Origin of the sequence: Streptomyces diastatochromogenes (genome assembly GCF_002242805.1) — a bacterium.
GTDB classification, from domain to species: domain Bacteria; phylum Actinomycetota; class Actinomycetes; order Streptomycetales; family Streptomycetaceae; genus Streptomyces; species Streptomyces diastatochromogenes.
On sequence record NZ_MCGQ01000188.1, the window covers coordinates 1 to 399 of the forward strand.

Here is a 399-nt window from a genome sequence, read left to right on the forward strand (position 1 = left end):
GCCCCGGACTCTCCGACTGTGCCATGCCTCTCCCCTGTTCGCTCATCTCGCTCCGTTCCCCGACGCCTTCGCCGTCTACTCGGGCCGCAGGGCGGCCAGTTGCTGCGCGAAGGGCACGACGTCCGTGTCCTCGGCCGGCCGGCCGCCGCCGGGGAGGTCGCGCAGGAGGGCGGCCAGTTCCCTGCCGGCTCGCGCGATCCGGCGGGGCAGCGTGTCGGTGAGGGCGTCGCCGTTGCCGCCCCAGTCCTCGGACGCCGCGTACACGGCGGTGGGTACGACCACTGCGCGCAGGTAGGCGAAGAGGGGGCGCAGCGCGTGCTCCAGGGCGAGGGAGTGGCGTGCGGTCCCGCCGGTGGCGGCCACCAGGACAGGCTTGCCGGTGAGGGCGTCGTTGTCGAT

The 399-nt window shown here is 74.4% G+C and carries 1 protein-coding gene; it reads right to left on the bottom strand.

Annotated elements, in window-relative coordinates:
• Positions 1-75 precede the first annotated feature (75 nt).
• The coding region (locus tag BEK98_RS47545) for an NAD(P)H-dependent oxidoreductase (RefSeq protein WP_208643452.1) at positions 76-399 on the bottom strand (324 nt) is incomplete at its 5' end.